The organism is Actomonas spartinae (assembly GCF_051209155.1).
Lineage (GTDB): Bacteria > Verrucomicrobiota > Verrucomicrobiia > Opitutales > Opitutaceae > Actomonas.
Window position 1 is genome coordinate 432,085 of record NZ_JBPJGB010000004.1, and the last position, 16,340, is coordinate 448,424.

Below are 16,340 nucleotides of genomic sequence, written 5' to 3' on the forward strand. Positions count from 1 at the left end.
GAAAAAATGTCGTAAATCAGTTACAATAGGCCGTTTAAGCTGATCAATCTGCTTTGGACTGATGGGTTGTTACTAGGCGATGGCACCTTTCCAGGTCCGGTTACGCTTGGGAGGGTAGTCGCTCCGGTTTCTCGGTGCGCGCGGTCTGCCAACAATCCTTCACCCCATGCAACAAGACATCTGGATTTACCTCGGCGTATTCGCCGCTGCGATCTTCACCGGAATGGCCATTGCCCATTGGCGCATGAACGCGGCTTATCGCCAGCCGAGGTCGCGCCGCCGCAGTCGTTCTCAGCCCCGGGCGATGCGTTCGGCGGCGGGTTCGATTCAGGCGCCGAGCAGCGGTTCGTAAAAACCGCTCTTGCGATAAGCGATCGTCACGTCCTGCACGCCCCAGGCCTGTTCGTGGAACCCGCGCACGATGATGTCCGGCCGGCTTTGCAGGTGGCGCAATAGAAACTCGGGCGAGAGCAGCGACAGGCCGTAGTGGCCCGCGGGGTCTTCGTAGTAGGGCTGAAACGCCGCGCCAGTGCGGGTGTATTCATCGAGCAAGGACACGACGTCGACGTTGTCCGCGTAGTCACCCTCGCCGCGAGCCAGCACCGAACTGAGATAGCGGCCCTGGGTGGAGAACAAAATCACCCCGTCGTCGCAGGCCCAATCGAACAAGCAGTCCAGGGTGCGCAGCGCGACCTCGATCGGCAAATGCGTCAGCAACGAACCGCACCAGACGAGGTCGAAAGACGCGTCGGGGCCCAGGGCGCGCAGGTCTGGTTCGCTGTAAAGGGCGGTCGCACCGAAGCGGTCCCGGCAAAAGTCCACCCCGTCGCGATTGAGGTCGCAGGCGGTGATCTCTGCCTGCGGATACGCCGCGCGCAGCCAGCGCATGACCCGGCCGTGGCCGCAGGGTAAGTCGAGGATACGTTGGTAGCTCGGTCGATTGCAGAGGCGTGCGGCGAGGGTGATGAGTTCGAGCGCTCGTCGCCCGATTTCAAAGTATTGGGCTTCGGCCCCCGGGAACACCATCTCGTCGCGCGGAGAGACCAGCTCGCTGGCGTGAACGTGCGACAGGTCGGTGAGCGGTATCATTGCTGCGTTTCGTAGACTTCGACGAGGACTTCGCCACCAGCGGAGTCGGCGGGCGCGTTGACCATCACACAATAGGGCCCCGGCGGCAGGTCGGCCACCGCCGCGAATTCATCGGCGTCGGCGTCCAAAGCAAACGCGCCGACCTCGGCATTGCCCGCGGCAACGAGCGCAGGGTCGGTTTGCAGCAGCTCCAGGCAGTCCTTGGTGCGGCGGGAAAATCCGATGATCGGATTGGCGAGTGGTCGCTCGATCCCGAAGCGCTGCAGGGAGGTGCTCACGACGCGAATGAGGTAACGTTTGGCGCGAACGGGTCCGCGCGAACGACCCACCACAAAACCGGCGATGACCGGCTGCCCGGGCGCGACGAATCCGCGTGCGGAGTGGTTGGCCAGGGTGTGGCCCGGGTAAACGACGATGATCGCACCTTGCGAGGAACAGGTCTTACCCGACGCATCGGTCCAGGTGGCGTGGTAGCTATCGGTGTCGTCGAGTGAGAGGTCGGCGAGGCGCAGACTCGGGCCGTGCTGGTCCGGCAGGGCGAGGCCGTTTTGGCGCCACTGCAGGTCGGCAAAGTTGGCGGCTTCCGGTGGGAGGGTGAGGGTGACCCGACCGCGGTGCTGTTCGACCGGGAGGCGCAGGGCGGGATCGCTCGCCGACAGCGACAGGGCCTGCGGGCCGGCGACCACCGGATGACTCATGCGACGCGGGAGGAGCGCTGGAGCTTCTTCGCTCATAGCAAGCTGAGCTGGGAGTCGTCGGCGGGTTTCACCGAGATCTTCTTGCGCGGTTTCGCCTGCGGCGCGGTGAGTTCGACGCTGGTGTCGTCGGACTCAAGTTTACCCAGGATCGATTTGGCGCGATCGATGACGGCCGGCGGCAAACCGGCAAGACGCGCGACTTGAATGCCGTAGCTGCGATCAGCGGCGCCGGGTTGGATGCGGTGGACGAAGATGATCTCGTCGTTCCATTCCTTCACCGCGACGCTGTAGTTGCGGAGTCGTGACAGGTGTTTGTCGAGCTGGGTGAGCTCCTGGTAGTGCGTGGCGAAAAGGGTGCGCGGGCCGGCCTCGGCGGTGCCATGCAGGTGCTCGACAACGGCCCAGGCGATCGAAAGCCCGTCGTAGGTTGAGGTGCCGCGACCGATTTCATCGAGGATGATGAGCGACTGGTTCGTGGCGTTGTTGAGGATATTCGCGGTCTCGTTCATCTCGACCATGAAGGTTGAGTTGCCGCGCGCGAGGTCGTCGCTGGCACCGACGCGGGAGAAGATGCGGTCGACCAGGCCGATGCGGCATTTGGCGGCCGGCACCCAGCAGCCGATTTCGGCCAACAGGGTAATGAGCGCGACCTGGCGGATGTAGGTCGATTTACCGGCCATGTTGGGGCCGGTGATGAGGGCGAGCTGTTCACCGGAGGAGGATAGGATCGTGTCGTTGGGCACGAAGCTTTGGTTGCCGCGAATGACCGCGGTGTCCGGCGCCTTGAGCATCTGTTCCACAACCGGGTGGCGGCCCTCGGTGATCTCGAGCACGTCGCTGTCATCAAGCTCGGGTTGGCGGTAGTCCCATTCGCGAGCGAGCACCGCCCAGCCGGCGAGCACGTCGAGTTCAGCGAGGGCGTCGGCGGTGTGACTGAGGGCGACAGATTCGTCGAGGATGGCGGTGATGAGTTCGCCGAAAAGTTCGCGCTCGCGGGCGAGGGCGTTGTCCTCCGCGTGCAGGATTTCCTTTTCCTTCTGCTTGAGCTCATCGGTGATAAAACGTTCCGCGTTCACCGTGGTCTGGCGGCGGATGTAGTTGTCGGGCACCAGCTTCAGGTTGGCCTTGGTGACCTCGATGTAATAGCCGAAGTTGCCGGTGTATTTGACCTTCAGGCTCTTGATGCCGGTGCGCGCCTGTTCGGCGGTTTCGAGTTCGGAAAGCCAGGTTTTGTTGTCACGGGTGAGCGCGCGAATGCGGTCGAGTTCGGCGTCGAAACCCTCGCGAATGGCGCCGCCCTCGGCGATATCGTTGGGCATTTCATCGGCGAGGGCGCGTTGCAACAAGTCGCGCAGATCGGGGAGCTCGGCGATGCGCGCGGGATAGTCGGCGCCGAGGGTTTGGCCGAAGTCGGCGAGTAGGCGGTGCACGTCGGGCACCTGCAGCAGCGTGTCGCGGATGCCACCGAGTTCGCGCGGATTACGCAGGCGGTTTTGCAGGCGACCGAGGATGCGCGGAATGTCGCGCACGGACCCGAGGGTTTCGCGCAGCTCACCGAGCAACATCGGTTCGGCCAAGAGCTCGCCGACGGTGGCGGAGCGCCGGCGAATCTCGGTGAGGTCGAGGCTGGGGGCGCTTAACCAACGCTCGAGCAAACGAGCGCCGGCGGCGGTTGAGGTGCGGTTGATGGCGTGCAGCAGGGAACCTTGGCGCGTGCCGCGCGAGGACTGGAAAATCTCGAGGTTGCGCAGGGTCGCCGGGTCGATGAGCAGGGTGGCCGCACTGCGGTATTCGCGCAGGCCGCGCAGGTTCTCCGGTTTGGCGCAGAGGTTTTCGGTGGCGTAATAAACGAGCGCACCGGCCGGACCGAGTCCGGGGTGTTTTTCGTCGAGACCGAAACCCTCGAGGTTGAGCACGCCCAGCGCGTCGAGCACGGTGCGCGCACCGCCGGCGGTTTCAAAATGATAGCCGGGCAACTCGGTGATGAGGCGGCCGTGGCAGAAGTCGCCGAGCGCATGGCCATCGACGTCGTCATGCGGGGCGTGGCGCCACTTGTCGGCGTCGCCTTCAATGAGGAGGAGTTCGGCCGGTTCGAGGGCGGTGAGGACGGGCAGCAGGTCGTTGACCTGACGGTCGGTGGCGAGCTGAAACTCGCCGGTGGAGAGATCAAGCCACGCGGCGTGGAGACCGTGTTTATCGCGATGCAGTGCGCAGAGGTAGTGGTTGCGCGATTCGTCGAGCTGGTTGGCGGCGAGCGTGGTGCCGGGCGAAAGGATACGGGTGAGGGCGCGCTTGACCAGTTTGCCGGCCTGGGCGGGTTCGGCCTGGTCGCAGATCGCGACCTTGTGGCCGGCGGCGAGCAGCTTGGGCACGTAGTTGTCGATCGCGTGGTGCGGCACGCCCGCCATCGGGTAGTCCTGGCGTTTGGTCAGGGTGAGTCCGCAGACCTGTGAGGCGATCTTCGCGTCGTCGTAGAAGATCTCATAAAAGTCGCCGAGACGGAAGAGAAGCAGCGTCCCTTTGGGCAGTCCGCGCTTCACCTCGAAATACTGCTGCATCATCGGGGTAAGCTTCTTGGCGGCACACATGAGCGACGGAGCGAAACCACGAAACGCGCGGAGTTCACGTGTTTTTTTAACCACGGATGGACACCGATGAGAACGGAAGGCTACGCCCCCGGGGAACTTCCGGCTTTTCAAATCGGGTCTGGGTTCATCTGTGTTGATTCGTGGTTGAGCTATTTTCCAGAGACTTGGGCGGGGAGGGCGGTGCGCCGATGCTGGTGCTGCACGGGATGTTGGGGTCCTCGCGCAACTGGCTGAGCGCCGGCGCGGACTTGGCGGCCCAGGGCTGGCAGGTGCACGCCTTGGATCTGCGCAACCACGGCAAGTCGCCGCACGCGGGGCCGATGGATTACGAAGCCATGGCCGCGGACGTGCTCGCGTGGATGGACGCGCGTGGCTTGGCCGCGGCGGAGATCGTAGGGCACAGCATGGGCGGCAAACTCGGTATGGTCTTGGCCTGCCGGCATCCCGAGCGCGTGCGGCGGCTGGTGGTGGTCGACATCGCGCCCAAGGACTACCTGTCGCATGGTCACCGTGCGGAGTTTGCGGCGATGCATGAGTTGCGACTGAGCGAGCTGCGATCCCGCGCGGATGCGGAAATGAAAATGGAGTCGCGGGTGCCGGATTGGGGCATGCGGAAATTTCTCACCACGAATCTCGAGCGCGATGAATCCGGCAGCGGTTGGCGCTGGTCGATCAACCTGCCGGCGATCACGTCGGCCTTGCCGACACTGGAAAAGAATCCGCTCGGCGAGCAGGAATCGTTCGACGGCCCGACGCTCTTCGTCACCGGCGGAAAATCACGCTACGTGAGCGCCGGCGACCTGGCGGCGATCTCGCGGCATTTTCCGCGCGCGGCGGTGGAGATCATCGCCGGCGCCGGGCACAACCCGCACATGGAGACGCGGGCAGAGTTGGTGCGCCACATTGTCGACCATGCACGGTGATCCCCCGCCGCCGATCAGACCTGGTAGGTCTCGCCGGGGGTGGGATCGAGCACGCTGATCTTTTCGTCGCGCTCGGCGATTTGCCGGGCAAACCACTGGCGGGCTTCGGGGTCACCATGGGTGAGCACGATCGCGCGAGGCGTGGCCTGCAGGGCGAACTCGAGCAACTCCTCGCGCTCGGCGTGACCGCTGAGCTCGAAGCGTTCGACGCGGGCTTTCACCCGGGTGCGCACATGCAGGGTTTCGAAGATGAAGTCATCGCCGGGTTTGCTGGCCATGAGCGCGCCGCCCGGGGTATCGGGGTCGCAGTAGCCCACGAAGCCAATGGTGTTGCGGTGGTGGCCGAGCAGACCGGAGGCAAGGGTGTAGCTCGGGGTGTTTTCCACCATCATGCCGGAGCTCACGATGTAGAGGCCGTTGCGCTCGGGGTCCTTGCCGGGGGTGAGTTTGCGGGGCAGGGACTTGAGTTTCAGCTCCTTGAGAATGGAGCGGTTGAACTGCACGTGGCCGGTCTTGCGACGCACCTCGTCAAAGTAGTCGCAGAGGTCGAGGCCAAGACCGGTGCCGATGATCGGGCAATCGACCAGTTTGCCGAAACGGCGGGCGTCGTGCAGGATGGTGAGGATCTCCTGCATGCGGCCGAGCGCGAAGACCGGCAACAGGAAGGAACCGCCGCGGCCGATGGTGTCGTTGATCGACTTGATCAGGCGATCGACCTCGTGCACACGTTCCTGGCCGGCAGGGCGCTCGGTGAGACCGCGGGTGGTTTCGGTGACCACGGTGTCGAAGTGGCCGGTCGGAAAACGCGCGCCTTGCAGCGTGCGCAGATCGTCGAAGAGCACGTCGCCGGTGAAAAAGATCGCGCGGTGCTTGTGGCGCAGTTCGACGGCGGCGGCGCCGGCGACGTGGCCCGCCGGGTGCAGGACGAGCTCGATTTCGTCCTTCGGGTTCAGGCCGGCGAAGGTTTTGGCCATGCCGAAGTTGAGGCCGATCATGCGCCGGGCGCAGCGGTCGATCTCATCGTGGGTGAAGAGCGGATACTCCGGAATGTCGGCTTCCTCTTTCTGCCGCTTCATGACGTTGGCCGAGTTGTGCAGCATGCGCTCAATGAGCAGGCGGCTGGAGGCCGACATGACCACCGGAGCGTCTGGAAATTCCCGCATGGCGACCGGCAGCGAGCCAATGTGGTCCAGGTGGCAGTGGGTGATGAGGATGAGGTCGACGCGTTGGCCGCGGATTTTTCCGAAGTCGGGCATGGCGGCCCGCCCCACATGCTTGGGGTGCAAGCCGCTGTCGATGAGAAGGTTAACACCGCCGAGTTGGACGAAGAGCGCATTGGCGCCGATGCCGCCGTGGCGGTTGAGGTCGAGTAATTTCATGCCGTAAAGGATCAACGAGAGCCATGCGCCGCCGGGGTGCAAGACCACAAGTTGAGCGGGGGAGGGCTATTCGGCCGCGGGAATCGCCATGTCGAACGGCGGGAGGATCACGTGGATGCGGTTCCCTGCATCGTCCTGACCATGAAAACTGCCGACCACGCGGGCGTTGCAGCCGGTGACGTGGTAGCTGTTGTAGGAAAACGATTCGCCGGGAGCGAGGCGCGGGGTTTCCCCGACGATCTTGTCGCCCTCGATCACGAGGCGTTCGCCATCGGCCTGTTCCACCAGCCACTTCCGACCGAGTAGTTTGACCGTGCGGTCGGACTCGTTGCGGATGGTCACAAAGTAGACGAAGGCGTGCGGCTTATCGGGCGGCAGGCTGGAGCCGCCGTGATGATAAACCAATCGATCAAGGCGAGCGGTGAGTCCGGGAAGTTCCTGCGAAGAGGGCACCTTTCCAAATGGATGGAGCGGAGGCGGTGATGCAACCGGCATTCGCATTCCGGATTTCCATTGCGCCGGGCCGTGCTCAGGCGAAGGTGCGCGGGATGTTCGCCGCCGATTTGCTCCATGTAGTGTTGCTGGCCCTGCTCGGGACCGGTCACTGCATCGGCATGTGTGGTGCGTTCGCGCTGGCGGCCGGCACGGGAGGAGGCGGTCGCGCGGTTTGGTGGTCCCGACAACTGGCCTATCAACTCGGCAAAGGCATCGCCTACGTGTTCGTGGGCATCGCCGTGCTGGCCGCGATGCGACTGATCGAGACGCGCGCACCGGTCGATGTCGTGCGGAACGCGCTTGGCTGGACCGTCGGGCTGTTGATGGTGGCACTGGGCGCCGCGCAATTGTTGGGCCGTCGTTTGCCACAAGGCGTTCAGCGTTGGTGGCAAGGGTCGCGAGCCTGCGGGGTGCTGGCAGGATTGGGCCAAAGCCAGTCGCCCTTCAAGGGACTCTTGATCGGTTGGTTGAACGGATTTCTGCCCTGTGGACTGTCCTGGGCTGCCTTGCTCTACCTCGTCGCGACCCGCTCCGTGGAAACGGTGGTGGCCGGCGGCCTACTCTTCAGCCTGGCCACGCTGCCGGGGCTCGCCGCGACGGCGTGGCTGTTGCCCAAGCTCGGGGCGGAACGCCGGGCGTGGCTCATGCAGGCGGCCGGCGCGGTGCTGATTCTGCTCGGCGTGCTCACCATTCTCCGCGGCGACGCGACGGTGCACCATTGGTTTCACGAACATTTGGTGCTGCCCGGGTAGGGCTTCTTGGCGGCGAAAGCGCCGCGCGGGCACTCCGTTCTTGCCCTCAATTTGGCCGGGGCGCAGAACGGCGTTTCCATGGAAAAATTGGCCCTACTATCGGTGAGTGACAAAAGCGGTCTGGCGGACTTCGCCACCGCCTTGGTGGAGCAGCACGGCTATCGCTTGCTGTCGACGGGCGGCACCGCCCGCCTGCTGGCCGAGAAGGGCCTGCCGGTCACCGAGGTGAGCGAGCACACCGGCTTCCCGGAAATGATGGAAGGCCGCGTGAAGACCCTGCACCCGAAGATTCACGGCGGACTGTTGTGTCGCCGCGACAAGGCCGACCACCTCGACGCAGCGAAGGCCAACGACATCGCTCTGATCGACCTGGTGGTGGTCAACCTCTATCCGTTCGAAGCCACGGTCGCGAAGCCCGACGTCTCCCGCGAAGAGGCGATCGAGAACATCGACATCGGCGGCCCGTCCATGCTGCGCAGTGCGGCCAAGAACCACGAAGCGGTCACCGTCGTGTGCGACCCGGCCGATTACGGCGCGGTGATCGAGGCGCTCGGCGACGACGCCAAGATCCGCCCGCTGCGCCGCAAGCTGGCGCTCAAGGTCTTCCAGCGCACCGCCAGCTACGACGCGGCGATCTCGGCCTACCTCGAGGCCAACGCCGACGAGCCCGACCTGGAGGCATTGAGCGGCTTCCCCAAGAAGCTATCGCTCGACCTGACCAAGGCGCAGGAGCTGCGCTACGGGGAGAATCCGCATCAGAAGGCCGCGCTCTACGGCACCTTCCACGACCACTTCGAGCAGCTCCAGGGCAAGGCACTCAGCTACAATAACATTTTGGACATCACCTCGGCCGCCTACTTGATCGGCGAGTTCGAGCGTCCGACCGTCGCCATCCTCAAGCACACCAATCCCTGCGGCGTGGCGAGCGCGGACACCCTCGAGGAGGCTTGGGAGCACGCTTTCGCGACGGATCGTCAGGCCCCGTTTGGCGGCATCATCATCGTGAACCAAACGATGGGACCGGAGCTGGCCGCGACGATCGCCGGCATCTTCACGGAAGTGATCATCGCCCCGCGCTTCAGCGATGAGGCGCTGGAAATCTTCGCGAAGAAAAAGAACCTGCGCCTCATGATCGCCAAGGACGGTATCGGCGCCGATTCGCTGCAGGAGGTGCGCTCAGTGATCGGTGGCGTGCTGCTGCAGGATCGCGACCGCACCCTGGGCAAGCAGGCCGAGTTCAAGGTGGTCACCAAGCGTCAGCCCACCGCCGAAGAATGGGCCTCGATGATGTTTGGTTGGAAGATCGGCAAACACGTGAAGTCCAACTCCATTGTCTACTGCAAAGGCGAGCGCACCCTCGGCGTCGGTGCCGGGCAAATGGCCCGTGTTGACAGCTCGCGCATCGCGGTGTGGAAGGCCGGCGAGGCCGGACTCGACCTCAAAGGCTCGGTCGTCGCCAGTGAAGCCTTGTTCCCCTTTGCGGACGGCTTGATCGCCGCGGCCGACGCCGGTGCAACCTGCGCCATCCAGCCGGGTGGTTCGGTGCGCGACGCCGAGGTGATCGCCGCCGCCGATGAGCGCGACATGGCGATGGTCTTCACCGGCATCCGCCACTTTAAGCACTAAGAACCAAGCCACAAATTTGTGGTCATCGATTTGCGTGAGGCATTGCGTGCCTCACGCATTTTTTTTATCCGTATGCCCATGTTCTCGCTTCGTCTGCTCACGGTATTTGCGTCCGCGCTGTTGCTGCTCTCAGGCTGCTCGACCGTGCCTGAAACCGGGCGGCGGCAACTCTTGCTCACGTCGGCCGATCAAGAAGCCCAAATGGGCTTGGCGGCCTTTGCGCAAATCAAGGAGGAGGAAACGGTTTCGCAGAATCCGATGCTCAACGACCGGGTCGCCCGTGTCGGCAAACGCATCGCCGCCAGTGTGGGTCGCTCCCTGCCCAACGCCAAATGGGAGTTCGTGGTTTTCGAGTCGGAAGAGCTCAACGCGTTCGCCTTGCCCGGCGGGAAGGTCGGAGTCTACACGGGCATCCTGAAACTGGCTGAAACCGATGATCAGCTGGCAGCGGTGATGGGGCACGAGATTGCTCACGTGACCTCCCGGCATAGCGGCGAACGCATGTCGCAGCAAATGATGGCGGCCGGTGCGACCGTGTTGTCGGAAGTCACCATGGAAGCGAAGGACGTGGATCCGGAGAAGCGGAATATGGTCCGCGCAGCGCTCGGCGTGGGCACAGCGCTCGGCGTGATGTTGCCGTATTCCCGTCTGCACGAATCCGAGGCCGATGCCGTTGGCCTGAAGTTTGCGGCCGGGGCGGGTTACGACCCGCGCGCGGCCATTTCGTTCTGGCAGCGGATGCAGACCGCCAACGAGGGCAAAGCCCGACCGCCCGAGTGGCTTTCGACGCACCCGTCAAACGAGACGCGAATCAAAAATTTGCGCGAACTGGCGCCGCGATATGTGCCGCTCTACGAGCAGGCGAAAAAGAAGTATGACGACGCGGCCATGGGAGAGGGTGAGATTGCCCCCCTGGCGGAGCGCGAAATTGGCGCGCCCTGACCGCGACCGCCAGGTCCAGTGATCGGCCGACCCGGGTCTGCGTGCGTGAGCGTGTGGGCTGAAGCGAATTCTCCTAGCCGCTCGCGAAGCGATGCGTCAGCGTCGACGGCATGTTTGATCCCGTCGAAAAACTGAAGGAATTCATCCGGCACCAAAGCGTGTCCGCCGACTCGGCTTTCGCCGAGGGTATGCAAGGCGCTCAAGGCTTTCTGCACGAGCTCTTCACCTCGATCGGTTTTGAGGTCGAGGTGGTGAAGACGCCCTTGCATCCGGTCGTGCTGGCCAGCCGCGGCGGCGATCCGGCTTGGCCGCATGTGATCATCTACGGTCACTACGACGTGCAACCGGCGGACCCGCTCAACCTTTGGGAAACGCCCGCTTTCGAACCGACGGAGCGCGATGGTCGGCTCTACGGCCGCGGCACGGCCGACAACAAGGGCCCGCTGATGACCCACATCGCCGCGGTGGCGTCGCTGCTGGAACAGGAGCCCGATCTACCGCTGCGCATTACCTTCATGGTCGAGGGTGAAGAGGAGATGGGGAGCCCGAGCTTTGAAGGTTTTCTGCAGGCGCACCGCGAACGACTCGGCGAAGCAGATTTTGTGTTCCTCTCCGACACCGGCATCCCCACCGAAGACCAAGTGGTCATCACCTGCGGCTTGCGCGGTCTCGTGCTCTTCGACCTCGAAGTCACGACCGCCAAGTCCGACCTGCATTCCGGATTGCATGGCGGTGTGTTGCGCAACCCGATTCAGGCGCTGACCGAATTTTGCGCCTCGCTGCACGACGCCGACGGACGCGTCAATGTGCCCGGTTTCTACGACGATGTGTTGGACGTCGAACAATGGGAACGCGACGAACTGAAGAAGTATGGCAGCGACACCGAGGCGTATAAAAAATTCCTCGGTATTCCTGACTTCTACACCGTGAAAGATTTCGGTCCGTTCGAAGCCATTCGCTTCATGCCGACCCTTGATTTCAACGGCATCGGCGGCGGCTACCAAGGGGAGGGGTCGAAGACCGTCATCCCGAGCAAGGCGATGGTGAAGGTGAGCTGCCGGCTGGTGGCGAACCAAGACCCCGACAAGATTCGCGAGCTGCTTTATGCCACGGTGGCCGAACGGATGCCCAAGGATGTGAGCTACCGCATCATCGACCAACATCAAGGCAGCGCCTACGTGGTCGTGCCGCCGGATCGACCGAATACGCCGGCGGATCAATCACCGGTGCTCGCCGACGCGTTTCGTGCGACCGACGAGGCGGTGAAGCAGGTCTTCGGCAAGGCCCCGCTTTACCTGCGCGAAGGCGGCAGCGTGCCGATCATCGCCGCCATCAAGCGGGTGCTCGGTTTGGATTCGGTGATGTTTGGTCTCTTCCTGCCGGAGGACAACCTGCACGCGCCCAACGAGTCCTTTAACCTCAAAGTCATGCAGCGTGGCATGGAGGTGAGTCAGCGCGTCCTGCGGAAGCTCGCAGGCCGGTGAGATGCGCCAGTTCCTGTAGCCGGGGTCGGTGACCCCGGTCACGACGGATTGGCGGTCACCACGTCACCACCGGGGTCGACGACCCCGGCTACAGCAAGGCGAGCCGCGCGCTTGTGTAGGGCCGGTGCATGTGCCGGGCCGCAGTTGAAGGAGGAACCCAGTCACAAACACGAACGCCCGGTCCGCGAGGAACCGGGCGTTCTGCTGAAAGGGGAGGGCGAGGCCGCGTTACTGCTTCAGAATGATCAGCTCGACGCGGCGATCCTGAGCCATCTGGGAGTCGCTGGCGTTCTCAACGGCTTCGAGGTCGCCCTTGGAGGCGGTTTCGAGGCGGGAGGCGGCGACACCGGCGGTTTCGAGGAACTGACGGGCGGAGCCGGAGCGGCGGTCACCGAGACCGAGGTTGTATTCGGCGGTGCCTTTCCAGTCGCAGTGCCCTTCGAGGAGGAGGCGGTGCTGCGGGTTGGCGTTGAGGTAATCGATGGCGGCCTCGAGCTTGATGCGCTCGGAGGTCTTGATGCCGCTCTGATCAAAGTCGAAGTAGACCGGCTCAAGCAGGCCTCTGATCATTTGATCATCCTCGTAGTAGCCGTCACCGCGCAAGGTCAGCTCGCTATTCGGGTCATCAACCAACGAACCCATGCCTCCCGTATCGATGCCCTGGTTCAGCAGGGAATCATTGTAGGCCGCGTTGTTCCCCGCGCCCTGCATGCCCATCGCCGTGGAGCTGGGATCCGGCCGAACCGGCTTCTTCGTGCAGCCCGTGAGAGCGAGGGTTGCGACGGTGAGAACGAGGAGGAATTTCTTGGCAAAGTGGCTCATGAGACGGGAAAGGGGCAGTGTTTTTGACCTTATCGGTTATCGATTTTAGCTCCGCAAGTTATTTAACGGCAGCGTGGCAGACTTTGACCCTTCACTCACGTTTCTTTTCGACAACGGTTCGCTGCGCGCGGCGTCGACCTTGAGCCTGCGGCGCATTGCCCGACGTTTGCAGGATCGTTTGGCGTCGGCGGTGAAGCCGGTCTCGCTGTTGCATTCGAGCGGAGTGGCGGCCGCGGAACTTGATGGTAAACCGGCGGAGCTGCTGGAGCCGGCGCTGCAACACTTCGCGGCGGTGGGTGGACGCGAAGCAGTATTGCTGCCGTTGTTCTTCGGACCAAGCGGAGCCCTCACAGGCTACGTGCCGGAGCGCCTGGCTTCGATCCGCGCCGCGCATCCCTTGTTGGCGGTGCGGTTGGCCGATCCGCTGGTGCTGCCGACGGACGATTCCGCTGACGAGATTGCGGAGGAGATGCGGCAATCGATCGAATCGCTGAAGGCGGGCGACGGTGCCCCGAGGCGACACGTGATCATGGTCGACCACGGGAGTCCGTTGCCGGCCGTGACGGCCGTGCGGGATTTGATCGCAACGCGCCTGGAGGCAGGGTTGCAGGCGAGCCGCGTGCCGGTCACGGCCGCATCGATGGAACGCCGTCCCGGCGCGTCGTATGCCTTCAACGAGCCCTTGCTGGAGCGCGCACTTGTCGAAGCAGTGGCGGCGGGGGCGGAGGAAATCGTCATCGCATTGCAGTTCCTGCAGGCCGGACGACATGCCGGTCCCGGAGGTGACATCGCGGAGATTTGCGCGACGGCCTTGGCAGACTCCCCGCACGTGCAACTCCGCTTCACCTCGCTATTGGGCGAAGGGCCGGCGGTGCTAGGTTTGCTGGAACGGCGCTGGCGCGCGTGCGTGGCCGCCGAAGCCTGAGGGCAAAAAAAGGCCGCCTGGGTCGAGGCGGCCAAAGTAGAGGGAGAAGTCGCGACGCTCAGAGCGTTGTTTTGGACTCGATAAGTCCGATCTCCACCGCGTAGCGCGTAAGACTGGCGACGTCGTGAAGATTCAGCTTCCGCATCAAATTGGTGCGGTGGTTGTCGACGGTCTTCACACTGATGCCGAGCTTGAGGGCGATCTCCTTGGTGCTGTGGCTCTCGGCCACGAGCTGAAGGATCTCGCGTTCGCGATCGGTGAGGAAGTCGGCGGTCGAACTGGCAGCGGGATTGGCGACGACGTTGCGGAGGAGGGCGGCCACCGCGGGGCCAAAGTAGGTGCCGCCATTGGCGACGGTTTCGAGGCCCTTTTTGAACTCAAGCAGGCCGGCGGTCTTCTCCACAAATCCGTGGGCGCCCGCCTCCAACATTTCCCGCACGAGGACCGGATTCTCGTAGCCGGAAAACACGAGGACGCGGATGTTCGGCAATTGCTTGACCAAGCGGCGCAGAAGATCGACGCCGTTCAGCCCCGGAAGTTTGGCGTCGAGCACGAGCAGATCCGGCTTCTTTTCCAAACAAAGCGCCAAGGCCGTGTGGCCATCGCCGCTCTCCCCGATGAGGTCATAACCTGGTTCGGTGCGGAGAATCTCGACCAGCATTTCGCGAATGGCGGTCTGATCTTCGATGATGATGAGGCGTTTCATTTGGAGTATCTAAAATGTCGTAAGAGGGCAGCTGGCAGAAATTACGCAATCGTAAAGCAATTCGTCCTTCGGACCGATGGGGCCATACTTGACCCTAAATCGCTGCGAGATGCCATCAGGAGATGTCCTCACTTCCGCCGCTACGGTGGTGGGTTGACAGGGACTCGAACCCTGAACCTATTGATTAAAAGTCAACTGCTCTACCGATTGAGCTATCAACCCGTCGCCGAAAAGAACCGAATACGTTTCGCCTCGGGAAGGTGGCAAGAAGTTTTTGAACCAGGTCGGACTTTAATGTCTCAAGCTGCTGTGGCGCAGAAATTAACCCCAACCAACGCAAGTCCGGAATCGGCGTAAAAGAACCTGATATGAGCACGGGAACAAATGACCCATCGGAGCGTCTGAACCCCGTAAACTCCATGTCTGCCAGCAAAGCTCAAGAAGTCGCCCTCGACCACGCGCTCGTGCTCCGTTTCAAAAACGGGGACCAGTCCGCGTTTGAGGAAATGGTAAGTCGCTATTGGGATCGAATTTACGCAATGGTTCATCAGCTTCTGCGCAATCCGCAGGATGCTGAAGAGGTGACGCAGGATGCCTTCATTCGCGCCCACCGCGGCCTCGTGAACTTTCGCGGCGACTCCGCTTTTTCGACCTGGCTTTACCAGATTGCCACCAACCTCGCGCGCAACCGCTACTGGTATTGGTGGCGCCGCAAGCGCGACAAGACCATCTCCTTCGACCAACCCGTGGGCGACGACAACAGCACGCCGCTTTCCGAAATTTTCGTCACCGAGGCGGAAACCCCGGAGGATGCGACGGTCACTCAAGAGCTTGTCGACGGCATTGCCGCCGGCATGGAAAAACTTAGCCCGAAACACCGGGAAATACTCATCCTAAGAAACGTGAAAAACCTGACCTACGAGGAGATCGCCGAGATCCTCGACATCTCCATCGGCACGGTCAAAAGCCGCATCGCGCGGGCTCGTGAAAGCCTGCGCAGCAAACTCGGGGAGGACTTTCAATGACCAACGAACGATTCATCGAATTGCTGAATCTCTACATCGACCGCGAACTCAGCGGTCCCGAGATCCAGGAGATCGAAGAGGCCATCGCTGCCAGTCCTGAGCGCCAGGCAACCTACGCTCAGTATTGCAAGATTCAGCGGGCCTGCGAACACCTGCTCGCCAACGACGTCCAGAGCGCGCCGAGGCCCAAACTCGATGCGATTCTCGCGGCCGCCCGGCGCGAAGACGAAGCCGAGGTGGTGGCCTTTCCGGCCGCCTCTCCGGTGGCGCCGGCTGCCCGCCGTGAGTCTCGCCCCCGTTCCGGCTGGGGCTGGGGAGCCCTCAGCGGCATGGCCGCAGCCGCGCTGGCCTTCGGCGTCTACACCGGAACGGTGCAAACCGCGCAGGACACCGAAACGGTTTCGCCCGCCACCGCTGAGGTCGCCACGGTCAACCCGACGCCAACGCTGGCCATCGGTCCCGACGACAATGCCGCCTTGGCCTTTGCCGGCACCGATTCCACCGACTATCGCACGGTGCTCGTGCTCGAATCGGGTGACAATGGCAACGGCCTGCGCCTCGCCAACCCGAGCGCGACGGAAGATCCGTTTGCATGGATGGCGCAGGTGCAGTTCGAACCGATCCGCCCGGTGCGGGTGGATACACTCGAGTTTCGCACCGCATCGCCCATGGAAGTGCGCAACCTGCCGGCGTTCTCCTATCCGTATCCAGGATTGGATGACACGCCGCCGTTGTCCGAATCGGCCGCCTTCCAGTTCCAGCGCTAAGACGCTCGAACGCAGTCCCTCACTTCGAAGCCACGCCCAAGCGGCGTGGCTTTTTTGCGGGCGTCTCCGCGGTGGTTTACCAACCACTCGCCTACGCTCGCAGCCACTTGGAGGGGGAT

Annotated in this window: 16 protein-coding genes and 1 tRNA gene; 9 read left to right on the forward strand and 8 right to left on the reverse strand. The window is 63.2% G+C overall.

The window, feature by feature from the left end; translation table 11 throughout:
* Positions 1–166: 166 nt before the first annotated feature.
* Positions 167–352: a hypothetical protein gene (locus AC0MRV_RS18665; protein WP_472766028.1), complete on the forward strand. Its 186-nt coding sequence runs from the start codon at positions 167–169 to the stop codon at positions 350–352.
* Here the strand turns inward: AC0MRV_RS18665 and AC0MRV_RS18670 are convergent.
* From AC0MRV_RS18670 to mutS, 3 genes are read right to left on the reverse strand one after another with little or no spacing between them, the layout of a single operon-like run.
* Positions 328–1,089: a class I SAM-dependent methyltransferase gene (locus tag AC0MRV_RS18670; RefSeq protein ID WP_472766029.1), complete on the reverse strand. Its 762-nt coding sequence runs from the start codon at positions 1,087–1,089 to the stop codon at positions 328–330. The genes AC0MRV_RS18665 and AC0MRV_RS18670 overlap by 25 nt on opposite strands.
* Entirely contained in the window at positions 1,086–1,823 is a 738-nt protein-coding gene (locus AC0MRV_RS18675) for a hypothetical protein (RefSeq protein WP_472766030.1), read from the reverse strand. Before AC0MRV_RS18675 ends, AC0MRV_RS18670 begins: the two co-directional genes overlap by 4 nt.
* Positions 1,820–4,429 carry a DNA mismatch repair protein MutS gene (gene mutS, locus AC0MRV_RS18680; RefSeq protein WP_472766031.1) on the reverse strand — a complete coding sequence of 870 codons (2,610 nt, stop codon included), beginning with the start codon at positions 4,427–4,429 and terminating at the stop codon, positions 1,820–1,822. The genes AC0MRV_RS18675 and mutS overlap by 4 nt, the downstream gene beginning before the upstream one ends.
* A gap of 134 nt (positions 4,430–4,563) precedes the next feature.
* On the opposite strand from mutS, the gene AC0MRV_RS18685 reads away from it, so the two are divergent.
* Complete coding sequence (locus AC0MRV_RS18685; protein ID WP_472766032.1) at positions 4,564–5,298, forward strand: alpha/beta fold hydrolase; 735 nt, start codon at positions 4,564–4,566, stop codon at positions 5,296–5,298.
* Between the two features lie 14 nt (positions 5,299–5,312).
* Here AC0MRV_RS18685 and AC0MRV_RS18690 read toward each other — a convergent pair whose 3' ends face one another.
* The gene (locus AC0MRV_RS18690; RefSeq protein WP_472766033.1) at positions 5,313–6,677 is read right to left on the reverse strand and encodes an MBL fold metallo-hydrolase; all 1,365 of its coding nucleotides are present in this window, start codon (positions 6,675–6,677) and stop codon (positions 5,313–5,315) included.
* 66 nt (positions 6,678–6,743) lie between these two features.
* Positions 6,744–7,130: a Co(2+)/Mg(2+) efflux protein ApaG gene (locus AC0MRV_RS18695; protein WP_472766034.1), complete on the reverse strand. Its 387-nt coding sequence runs from the start codon at positions 7,128–7,130 to the stop codon at positions 6,744–6,746.
* A 95-nt stretch (positions 7,131–7,225) separates the two neighbouring features.
* Here AC0MRV_RS18695 and AC0MRV_RS18700 point away from each other — a divergent pair, with 95 nt between their 5' ends.
* From AC0MRV_RS18700 to AC0MRV_RS18715, 4 genes are all read left to right on the forward strand, one after another.
* Entirely contained in the window at positions 7,226–7,924 is a 699-nt protein-coding gene (locus tag AC0MRV_RS18700) for a sulfite exporter TauE/SafE family protein (RefSeq protein WP_472766035.1), read from the forward strand.
* 78 nt (positions 7,925–8,002) lie between these two features.
* A complete protein-coding gene (gene purH / locus AC0MRV_RS18705) occupies positions 8,003–9,550 on the forward strand; it encodes a bifunctional phosphoribosylaminoimidazolecarboxamide formyltransferase/IMP cyclohydrolase (protein ID WP_472766036.1) in 1,548 nt (515 codons plus the stop codon).
* A gap of 78 nt (positions 9,551–9,628) precedes the next feature.
* A complete protein-coding gene (locus AC0MRV_RS18710) occupies positions 9,629–10,492 on the forward strand; it encodes a M48 family metallopeptidase (protein WP_472766037.1) in 864 nt (287 codons plus the stop codon).
* 110 nt (positions 10,493–10,602) lie between these two features.
* Complete coding sequence (locus tag AC0MRV_RS18715) at positions 10,603–11,976, forward strand: M20/M25/M40 family metallo-hydrolase (RefSeq protein ID WP_472766038.1); 1,374 nt, start codon at positions 10,603–10,605, stop codon at positions 11,974–11,976.
* A 228-nt stretch (positions 11,977–12,204) separates the two neighbouring features.
* Here AC0MRV_RS18715 and AC0MRV_RS18720 read toward each other — a convergent pair whose 3' ends face one another.
* Positions 12,205–12,798, reverse strand: a complete 594-nt coding sequence (locus AC0MRV_RS18720) for an OmpA family protein (RefSeq protein WP_472766039.1) — start codon at positions 12,796–12,798, stop codon at positions 12,205–12,207.
* Between the two features lie 73 nt (positions 12,799–12,871).
* Between AC0MRV_RS18720 and AC0MRV_RS18725 the strand changes: the two genes are divergently transcribed.
* Positions 12,872–13,723 (forward strand): sirohydrochlorin chelatase, encoded by an 852-nt coding sequence (locus AC0MRV_RS18725; RefSeq protein WP_472766040.1) that lies wholly within the window; start codon positions 12,872–12,874, stop codon positions 13,721–13,723.
* Positions 13,724–13,781: 58 nt separating this feature from the next.
* Here AC0MRV_RS18725 and AC0MRV_RS18730 read toward each other — a convergent pair whose 3' ends face one another.
* Both AC0MRV_RS18730 and AC0MRV_RS18735 read right to left on the reverse strand, forming a co-directional pair.
* Complete coding sequence (locus tag AC0MRV_RS18730) at positions 13,782–14,429, reverse strand: response regulator (RefSeq protein WP_472766041.1); 648 nt, start codon at positions 14,427–14,429, stop codon at positions 13,782–13,784.
* 146 nt (positions 14,430–14,575) lie between these two features.
* Positions 14,576–14,651: transfer RNA gene (locus AC0MRV_RS18735), tRNA-Lys, on the reverse strand.
* A gap of 197 nt (positions 14,652–14,848) precedes the next feature.
* On the opposite strand from AC0MRV_RS18735, the gene AC0MRV_RS18740 reads away from it, so the two are divergent.
* Together AC0MRV_RS18740 and AC0MRV_RS18745 are read left to right on the forward strand one after the other, a co-directional pair.
* The gene (locus AC0MRV_RS18740) at positions 14,849–15,454 is read left to right on the forward strand and encodes an RNA polymerase sigma factor (protein WP_472766042.1); all 606 of its coding nucleotides are present in this window, start codon (positions 14,849–14,851) and stop codon (positions 15,452–15,454) included.
* Entirely contained in the window at positions 15,451–16,221 is a 771-nt protein-coding gene (locus AC0MRV_RS18745; RefSeq protein ID WP_472766043.1) for an anti-sigma factor family protein, read from the forward strand. Before AC0MRV_RS18740 ends, AC0MRV_RS18745 begins: the two co-directional genes overlap by 4 nt.
* Positions 16,222–16,340: the final 119 nt, after the last annotated feature.

Excerpts from the sequence above, each read along its gene's own strand:
- AC0MRV_RS18710 (WP_472766037.1), top strand. The coding sequence starts at position 9,629 with ATGTTCTCGCTTCGTCTGCTCACGGTATTTGCGTCCGCGCTGTTGCTG.
- AC0MRV_RS18665 (WP_472766028.1), top strand. The coding sequence starts at position 167 with ATGCAACAAGACATCTGGATTTACCTCGGCGTATTCGCCGCTGCGATC.
- AC0MRV_RS18670 (WP_472766029.1), bottom strand. The coding sequence starts at position 1,089 with ATGATACCGCTCACCGACCTGTCGCACGTTCACGCCAGCGAGCTGGTC.
- AC0MRV_RS18675 (WP_472766030.1), bottom strand. The coding sequence starts at position 1,823 with ATGAGCGAAGAAGCTCCAGCGCTCCTCCCGCGTCGCATGAGTCATCCG.
- AC0MRV_RS18740 (WP_472766042.1), top strand. The coding sequence starts at position 14,849 with ATGTCTGCCAGCAAAGCTCAAGAAGTCGCCCTCGACCACGCGCTCGTG.
- AC0MRV_RS18700 (WP_472766035.1), top strand. The coding sequence starts at position 7,226 with ATGTTCGCCGCCGATTTGCTCCATGTAGTGTTGCTGGCCCTGCTCGGG.
- AC0MRV_RS18720 (WP_472766039.1), bottom strand. The coding sequence starts at position 12,798 with ATGAGCCACTTTGCCAAGAAATTCCTCCTCGTTCTCACCGTCGCAACC.
- AC0MRV_RS18685 (WP_472766032.1), top strand. The coding sequence starts at position 4,564 with ATGCTGGTGCTGCACGGGATGTTGGGGTCCTCGCGCAACTGGCTGAGC.
- AC0MRV_RS18745 (WP_472766043.1), top strand. The coding sequence starts at position 15,451 with ATGACCAACGAACGATTCATCGAATTGCTGAATCTCTACATCGACCGC.
- purH (WP_472766036.1), top strand. The coding sequence starts at position 8,003 with ATGGAAAAATTGGCCCTACTATCGGTGAGTGACAAAAGCGGTCTGGCG.
- AC0MRV_RS18690 (WP_472766033.1), bottom strand. The coding sequence starts at position 6,677 with ATGAAATTACTCGACCTCAACCGCCACGGCGGCATCGGCGCCAATGCG.
- AC0MRV_RS18730 (WP_472766041.1), bottom strand. The coding sequence starts at position 14,429 with ATGAAACGCCTCATCATCATCGAAGATCAGACCGCCATTCGCGAAATG.
- AC0MRV_RS18715 (WP_472766038.1), top strand. The coding sequence starts at position 10,603 with ATGTTTGATCCCGTCGAAAAACTGAAGGAATTCATCCGGCACCAAAGC.